Here is a 9,324-nt window from a genome sequence, read left to right as displayed (position 1 = left end):
AAAATGCAGCAATCGAGCATACATCGCAGAGAGGATTATATGTTTGGTCGATGAGTAGTCAAGCCTAAAATGAACTCACTGCGTTCGGGCTTGACAACCCATCTTCCCAACCATGGGTAGTAGCTATGCGATGTATGCATAAGTATCAAGTGGCACTTGATAGATTTAATCATGGTGAAATTTAAAGAAACAATATTTAAATATCAAAGATCTTTATTAATCTTGTTAAAGGTCGACCTTTTTGGTTGATTACAAATCATATTATACGAGGGGGTAAGCAATGAGATAATAACAGCTGGCCCGTCTGTTTAATTCTATATTGATTTATCTGCCATTTCAATGGCAGATTTTTTTTGTCATTAAAACTATACTGGATCATAAAATTATTTTAGATTTAACTCTTATCCGGAATTCAAGGGGTGATTCGATGCTATTACACAATCGTGTCTTATTGAGTATCACTATTACGATTATCTGCATACTAGTAGCATTCTTTATCATAAGAATACCTGCAAATACCAATAATGCTATAACATCAGTAAAAATAGAAACACAGACAGAACAGACATATAAAATCTCGAAACCCGACTATGAGCCCCTGAAACAAAAAATCGCAGAATATATTTCGGCCAATAAATTATCAGCAGGTATATATTTCAAAGATATTACAACAAACACTACCTTTGGCATAAATGAAGATAAGATGTTTGTTGCTGCCAGCACAATAAAAGTTCCCATAATGCTTTACCTGTATACACTGGCAGCCGAGAAAAAAGTAGACCTAAACACCAAAATAGCTTATGACAGAGAGAAAGATTTTGAATCAGGAGCAGGAATACTGGAATACATAGCAAAACAGGGAGATAAATACTCGTTGAGAACACTGGCAAATCAGGCCATTACTACCAGCGACAATATTGCCAATCGAATGATTATGCGCTATCTGGGAAAAGAAAACATAATCAAATTTATGAAGGACCTGGGCGGCCAAACCGTCTATCCCGGCGGCAAAAACATCACCACTGCTAAAGACCTGGTAACATATATGGAAGCAGTTATAGCCTTTTCAAAGGCCAATCCCGAATTAGGAGAAACGTTCCTAAACGACATGGCACATACGGTTTATAATGCAGGTATTCCCGCACTTCTCCCTGACAAACTGTTCATACCTCATAAAGAAGGAGATTTAGACGACGTAGCCAATGATTTTGGAATCGTCTATTGCCAGAGGCCATATATACTAGCTATACTTACCAATAAAAACAAAAACGCAGATACAGGTTTTAAACATATTGCAAATATCTCAAAAATCATCTATGACTATCAAGTAAATACAGGATTGAATGCATCAAACAGCGGCATAAAATACGTCTTTAATCCCATAACCCCTGATAACCAAGACATATCAAATATTATCGCACCAGAACTCAAAAACCTGTTCGATATAAAGGCCAAGGCACTGATGGGCAGTGATGGGAAAAAGTTGAAAGATTTTTTTGACTTAAGCTCAACATATGGTAAGTATGCTTACGAACATGAACTCAGGCGAATACACTATGTTACGTCGTGGTCAAAGAACCGCAATATACGTTTTACAGATATATATACTGACTTTAGAATAATATTTAGTGAAAGAAAAAGCGACTCAATATGGATTTACGCCGTAGAAACTATGAATGCCAGATACGACTATAATGACGATGCCGAAAATTTTTTCGGCATAGGCATAAGACATGCTATTCAAATGGTTCAAAAAGGCGAAAAGTGGTTAATCAAAAAGGATTGGTATACCGATCCCTTAGATGAAGACACTGTGGTGCAGGATGTCACCCCTGCCTCAGGGCTATATATTGAATCTGATGTATTACCAAAAATATTAAAAACTAATGATAATATAAAAGCAAAAGGATATATATATAATCGCGAAAAAGCAGTTAAATACGCTGATTTATACAACGGCGGTGCATACCTGACCGAAAAAAAACATAGATACAATCAAAAATACCCTGATTACACAGGGATTGGTGGCGATTGTACCAATTTCGTTTCACAATGCCTAGGAGATCCTGAAGAAGGCGGTGGCCTTCCTCAAGACTATATATGGTTTTTTGATGGAAAAGCTGGAAGTAAAGCATGGGTACAGGCCGATTCCCTGGCCAATTACCTGTTATACTCAGGCAAAGGGAGCCTTATTGCACGAGGTAGATTTAATGAAGTGCAAAACCATCTTAAAAGCCTCATGCCAGGGGATCTGATAGCTTATGAAGAAAAGAACGACGTGGTCCACTTTGCTATAATTACAGGATTTAACAGCAAATCAATACCTGTCGTAAATTCCCATACATCCGACCGCTACCATGTACCCTGGGATCTGGGTTGGGATAAAAATACGGTCTTCTGGCTAATACACATAAACGGATAAACCTTATCTGCATATATGATTCTTGAATCCACAATTTATACAATTACCTGTTTTTTTAAATTCGTCAATGGATTTAATCCTGTTTATTTCACCAACCATCTTTTTTACGAGGGCTTCTGCCCTCTTCAATTCCTCCTCATTTATATCCACATAGGTTATCTCATTGCTGTAAAGGTTGAACAAAAAAGCCTTCTGTACATCTATTCCATTTTTCTTTAACGCCATCGCGTATATTTTCAATTGAAGTTCATAGGCCTTTAAAAGCTCCGAGTCAATACTCATATTTGTCTTAAAATCCAACAGTATAATGTCATTGTCCAGTATCAACCGATCAATGCGCCCTGTCACTATATTGTATTCATCCAAAGCCAGCTCAACGGCATATTCCGATTTAAACTTTTTATAGGACGTGAAAGGACTGTTTACATAGTTTTTAATACACTTTGATATAAAGGCCTTGTCCTCATCGCATATTTTAAGCTGATTAACCATATACACAGCTTCTTCCTTAGATTTTGCCCTATCTATGATGTTGTGGACGATGCTTCCCCTCTCACTCCCCAGCATCTCCCCTATTTCACCACTGCCTGTAAGGCCACTTTCTTTCTCTTTAACTCCTAAGAAGAAATTAAGTCCATACTTAAAAGGACATCTCAGGTAATCACCTAAAGCTGTAGCTGCAAAATACTTAATAGATTTTATCTCAGCCCTTTCAAAGGAAGGCCTTTCTAAATCTCTCTGGATGGGATACAACGGTGCTACTTCTCCTTCAATTTGCTCGATAACTTTTACATCATATGGCGATTTTTCTATAATCCAGCTTAGAAAAGATCTCCTGGCATAGTTTTTATTACCTGATATAATGAGTTTATCTTTAGCCCTTGTAAGAGCCACATATAATAATCTTTTATACTCCTCTTCATCACCCTCTTTTATTTTTCCCTGTACAAATTTATACTCGTCATCGTCAGTCGAAATCGCCAAACCTGCATCCGGATCAAAAAGTAAGCTGTCATTATCCACATTATTAAAAGCACTTGACGTATCAGCAAAAATAACCACAGGAAACTCCAGCCCTTTAGCTGAATGTATAGTAATAAATTTTACCACATCGCTATCTTCCCTTGTCACAACCGCTTCGTCTTCATCTTCCTGAAAATTTTCCAATTCATTCAAAAACTCATTCAATGTATAGCCGCTATCATCATATTGACTGCACAGTTGAATAAATCTGACGACATTAGCTATGCTCTGCCTGCCTTTTAAAGCACATCTGTAAAACAACCGGGTATCATCTATTATCATTTTGACCAGGTCAGTAAGGCTTAGTAAATCCGCATGTTTTATCCAGCGCCTAATAAAAGCCAGCGCCCCCTGTAATTTATCATCATCCCACTTTTCCAATGTATCCATGGTTATCGCGCCTGAATTTAGCCGTATCTTCGCAAAGGTATCGTCGCTAATGGCAAAAAGATTGGTCAACGTACCGTATACATAAATCATGCCCATACCTGCTACTGCTTTAAGGGCATTAACGACATCTCTAACTTCTAAACACTCTAAAAGTCCTCCATTGGTTATCACATGGTACGGTATGCCGCATCTATCCAGCTCAGCTGTATAGTAATCCACATGGGTCCTTTTGTTGATGAGTACAGCAATATCACCGTATTTATAGCCATCTTTTTGAACCAAAAGGGAGATTCGCTTCGCCAGAAGCTGAGCCTCGGCAGCTTTTTTCCCACTCATATCTTCGCCTTCGGCCAGAAGGATCTCAACAGCATCTGTACTTTTTTCCTCTCTATGCGGCAACATATCGCTGAAATACTCCATAAAGCCCTCAAAAATATTATTAAGGTACTGTAGTATAGAAGGCACGCTTCTGAAATTCTTATTTAAAATTACTGAACCTCCTAATTTAGACAAATCATTGTATAGCTTATCAAATAATTCAACCCTGGCACCGCGAAACCTATATATTGACTGCTTTTTATCACCTACTACAAAGAGATTTGTGCCATTGTCCAGTAGCCTTATTATGGAATCTTGAATATAGTTTAAATCTTGATATTCATCCACCAATATATATTTAAAAGTTTTACGGTAATACGCCAAAATGTCCTCATGATTTTTTAGCATCTGATACGATAATCTTAGCATATCCTCATAATCTATCACATTTAAATAGTTTTTTCTCTTCTCATACATTTGATCAACAGCCTTCAATACCTTATATACCAGCTGTTTCTCTCCTTCTGGCGCATACCTCTCAAACTCGTCAATGGATATACCCATATTTCTAAGCTTATCATAGAGCAATAATAAGGCTTGAACAAAATTATCATACCCTAATGTCCCCACAAACCGAAATATATCCTCTTTTTCTAGCATAGCTTTAAGGGCCTCATCAAGGCATTCACTAATCAATACTTTAGCCTGAGCGCTATCCAGAACCCTACATTCAGGATCAATACCGGCCTCAACCGGGTTCTGCCTTAAAAGATCCAGGCAAAACTTATGTATCGTCCCTATATTTGAAACCCCTAGCCTCTCCTTTTCTCTTATAAGCTCTTTATAGCCTTTATTTATCTCTTGCTGCAGGGCTGCTCTTATCCTATCCTTTATTTCCAAAGCGGCTTTTTCTGTGTAGGTGATAGCAACAATCTCGTCGATGGAGGCATTACCCGTTTTTAAGATATTCATAACCCTACCTACCAGCACCCTGGTCTTACCAGCACCGGCACCAGCTACTACAGCCATATTTTTATCCAAAGAATTTACAGCGATATATTGTTCTGGTGTATATTCCATAATTATATATCGCTCCCCTCATATACGCATATATCAGCATATTCACAAAAAGCACCATATGCATTCGTTTTCGGGCACCTCTTAGGTTGAATTGGAAATTTATTGGAAATTATGTCATTATATATCCCACTTATATTTTGGGCAAAGTCCTCAAAAAATTTATCCCAATCCTCCTTAGTGAATTTGCCTTTTCGCTTTCTCTTTGCAAAAGGTAACGATGGATCCCTTACCATTATGGGATCTACCGTTCCTTTTTTAATTGATATAAAACCACCACTTACAACTTCTCCTAAAAGCTGTTGAACCGCCATAATATAGAGAGGCAATTGTATATTTTCAAAATTTATTATTTCGCCAAAAGACGGCGTCGTATTCTTTTTATAATCGTACACCACAAATCTACCATCAGCGGAACGGTCTATCCTATCAATAAATCCTTTAAAAGGTATATTGTTTATTCTGAACTCTTTATTGCCACCAAAGAAATATTCCGTTTTGTAAGGTAGGTACTCTCTGTTTTCCCATATCTTAAGTTGATTTTTCAAGAAATCAGATAAGGTATTCATCATATCATTTCTCATCAATTGATATACCCTCTTATTATCAAATAATCTATCCACACCCTTTTCCGATAACACCTCATCTAAAATAGCTACTATTTCATTTATATATTTTTGTTCATCTTGCGCTTCAAATCCATTTTTGTGGTTGGACACAAAGCGGCTTAAAACACTATGATACACAGATCCTTCAACTGCAGCGTTAAATTCGTTATCTTCTGCAGGGCTGATACACAAAATCTCTCCTAATAAAAATCTATAAGGACACTGTATGTACTTCTCCAACGATGTAGGGCTAAATACATAGTTATCAAAAATAGGTCGCAAATCAGCAGTAATTATACCTCGAGTATCTGGTACATCTATGCCAATATCATATACAAAAACATCATCAAAATCCACACTGGCTGTAGATACGGCCTTTGAGTGTTCTGCCATTAAACTCACGTAATCAGATATCAACGACGGCTTATTGCCTTCTATTATATCAGGATATGATACATAGATTTCCTCAGATGATGCCATTATATAATCCAATGTAAGCCTTTCCCTTTTTATAAGCCCATCTAACGTATCAATTGAATATCCCTTTTCATTTAATAGCCTTCGATGGTCATCCTTTATCAACCAATCAGAAATAAAGGCTCTGGGGTATTCTCCTTCTACTAATCCTAAAACATATACCTTCTTAAATCTTAATCCCCTCATTCCAGTAGGAGATATAATACTTATTCCACCTCTGGATATTTCCCGGCAATACGTCATATCTTTTAAAAATTCTTTTAGCTGATCTACATATCTTTCAATACCAATCTGAACAAATTCTCCTGTGATGGCACTTATCCTATTGATTTTGCCTAAAAAATCCTCCACAGCGCCATAAGCTTCTATATCTCTTTTGTAGTACTCCAGATCACTATCTACATCTATCAACCTATCAGGATACCCGGCTTCCTGCAGCTTCTTTAACACATATTCATTCCATTGACTAAACGTCATAGGGTAATCAGGCACATCAAAAGCCTCAAAATATGAGTTTTTAATACCCTTTAAGGCCACCATAAATCCTTTTACAAAAGGATTTCTCAATATAGGTTCACGTATATCTTGTCCCAGCGGTATACCTGCTTTTTTAAATACGCTGTTTAAATAATCGGCATATAGTGCAGGCTCTCGTATTACAATAGCCATATCCTCACATCTTAAACCTTGCTTTATATCCTTTAATATCTGGTGTGCTAGATTGTATACCTCCGCAGTCCTATCCCACGCTTCATACACGTATAACCTGTTTATATTCGATATAAGAGGGTCGTTTTCCTGTAAAGCCTTTGGATCTACTTTAGCCATCAAGTTTAACTGTATCTTCGTAATATCGTAAAAATCCACAAAAATGACCCTATCGTATTGCTTTACATAATCCCTAATGTTATCCATAGCCAATAAATACCTGTCTTCTTTATCATAAAGCATGTTGTTCTTTAAAAAGTCATTATAAAGGCTATATATTAATACAAGATCCTCGTACTTTTCAGTACGAGGCAATAGCTGTACAAGGTCATCAGGCATAATACCTTGCATTTTAAGCTCAGAAATAAGGCTGCTGATGGCTTTAGCATATCCTATTTTGACGTCTTTGAAATACTTAAACTGCTTTCTAACAGCATCTGACATTAATCGGTATATTATAAAGAATTTTTCCAAGTCCCCAATAGCAGTTAAGCCTGCAGTAAAATCAGAAATAACTCTATTGATAAATACATCAAAGGTATACCTGTCATTTTCGCCACAATTACGCTGTTTCATTAACTCCCGTGTAGGAAACACATAAAGATCCATAATATCTTTCACCTTCATATTCTCCTTATTATTTCATGCTTTATCCGCCTTAGACAAAAACATCTCTGGCTTTTCTTTTCGTGAGTAAATCCAGAGAAGAATAATGCATAGCAAAAACGTTCCGACAATTAAAATAAAAGGTATCCTCGGATCAATAGAATAAGTCCATCCGCCTATTATACCCGAAGGAGATATAAATAACAATATGAGTACAGTCAATATTGAAAAAGTCTTCGCCCGCGTCTCATCATCAATAGCATTGGCCACTGAACTTTCCAGGTATGGACTTACAATAATACCTCCAGCTGATGCCATCAATGTGCTCAATATCACCAATAAAACATTTTTGGGCGGCGCCAAAACCAATATTAAGTTAGCAATTAATGAAATAGCAAATCCAAAAATCATATATTTACTGGCATGTTCATTGTTAAGCCTCGGCATTACAAAAAGCAACAATACTAACATCGCCAAAGATGATATAGTAGGAAATATAGCTATCAGCGCATCATCTAACTTTAAAGCTTGAACCAGATACATGGATTGATACGTACCCCTTATAGTCATCTGAAAATTGTTGAGTATATAGACAGCAAATATAACCATAAGGAATTTGTTTGAAATTATTTCTTTAATCACATCTAAATATTCTTTCAAACTATCTTTAAATTTCAACTCTGCGCTTTCCTTCATTTTCCTTATACCAATATCGGTCTCATGTGTAGCGTAATTTCTGCCCAAAAACATAAATGTCATGCTTACAAACGCAATTAAATACATTATTCTCATAGCCGGAACCAGGGTAAAACGTTTAACCAAAAGTCCGCCCAGCGGTGCAAAAAAGCCCGCAATTACACTTATTAATTGCAATATGGTAAAAATAGCCGGACGATCTTCAGGAACAGTGTCTTCTACTAAAAGACAGTTCCAGGCCGTATTTGGAATCTTTTGAAATCCATTTATGATCGCAGCTACAAAAAAATACCAAAAATTCTGTGATATCGCCCATATCAATGTGGCAACACTCCAGCTCAGTAAATCAAATAGCAGAAGAGCCCTTCTTCGACCCAACCTATCTGTTAAGTATCCACTTATAAACGACGAAAATATCTGTACAACCAGCCCTAAAGACGTAATAAAACCGATCTGGGTATCACTCAATCCCAATTTTACCATATACAAAGAAGAATACGTCATAAACATGCTGGCAGGAATTATCCACATAGGTTCATAGATGAGACATCCCCTGGCATTACCCTTTATCCGTTTAAACACTATAACACTCCTCTATGCTCAAACTTTATTGAAAACAATTGGCTAACCAAATTCATTGTATCAAGCATTCATCGCAATTGCAAGCATAAAGGTAAACCAACAAAATAAAAAAGCACCTGATATGCAGATGCTCTTAACTTTACTGTTATATTATTTTAGACCTTGAGAGGATAGAGGATGTGAGGTCAAGGCCTCGACCTATTAGTACTTACCAGCTTAAAGCATTTCTGCTCTTACACCTTAAGCCTATCTACCTCGTCTTCTTCGAGGGGTCTTACTACCTTTACGGTATGGGAAATCTTATCTTGAGGCGTGCTTCACGCTTAGATGCTTTCAGCGTTTATCACTCCCGGACTTGGCTTCCCAGCCGTGCAGTTGGCACTGCAACTGGTTCACCATCGGTCCGTCCTTTCCGGT

The 9,324-nt window shown here is 37.1% G+C and carries 4 protein-coding genes and 1 rRNA gene; 1 reads left to right on the top strand and 4 read right to left on the bottom strand.

The window, feature by feature from the left end; translation table 11 throughout:
* The first annotated feature begins 427 nt into the window (after positions 1-427).
* On the top strand, positions 428-2,422 hold the full coding sequence (locus BUB87_RS14060) for a serine hydrolase (RefSeq protein ID WP_084111336.1): 1,995 nt from the start codon (positions 428-430) through the stop codon (positions 2,420-2,422).
* 3 nt (positions 2,423-2,425) lie between these two features.
* Here BUB87_RS14060 and BUB87_RS13215 read toward each other — a convergent pair whose 3' ends face one another.
* The 4 genes from BUB87_RS13215 to BUB87_RS13200 form a co-directional block, all read right to left on the bottom strand.
* Positions 2,426-5,233 carry a UvrD-helicase domain-containing protein gene (locus BUB87_RS13215; protein ID WP_073346419.1) on the bottom strand — a complete coding sequence of 936 codons (2,808 nt, stop codon included), beginning with the start codon at positions 5,231-5,233 and terminating at the stop codon, positions 2,426-2,428.
* Positions 5,234-5,235: 2 nt separating this feature from the next.
* The gene (locus BUB87_RS13210; protein WP_073346417.1) at positions 5,236-7,644 is read right to left on the bottom strand and encodes a PD-(D/E)XK nuclease family protein; all 2,409 of its coding nucleotides are present in this window, start codon (positions 7,642-7,644) and stop codon (positions 5,236-5,238) included.
* Positions 7,645-7,665: 21 nt separating this feature from the next.
* Complete coding sequence (locus BUB87_RS13205) at positions 7,666-8,907, bottom strand: MFS transporter (protein WP_200792845.1); 1,242 nt, start codon at positions 8,905-8,907, stop codon at positions 7,666-7,668.
* 181 nt (positions 8,908-9,088) lie between these two features.
* Positions 9,089-9,324: ribosomal RNA gene (locus BUB87_RS13200) — 23S ribosomal RNA — on the bottom strand; the annotation flags it as partial.

The organism is Caldanaerobius fijiensis DSM 17918 (assembly GCF_900129075.1).
Classification (GTDB): domain Bacteria; phylum Bacillota; class Thermoanaerobacteria; order Thermoanaerobacterales; family Caldanaerobiaceae; genus Caldanaerobius; species Caldanaerobius fijiensis.
Note: the sequence above shows the minus strand (reverse complement) of the source record. Positions and strands in the feature narration are given on the sequence as shown.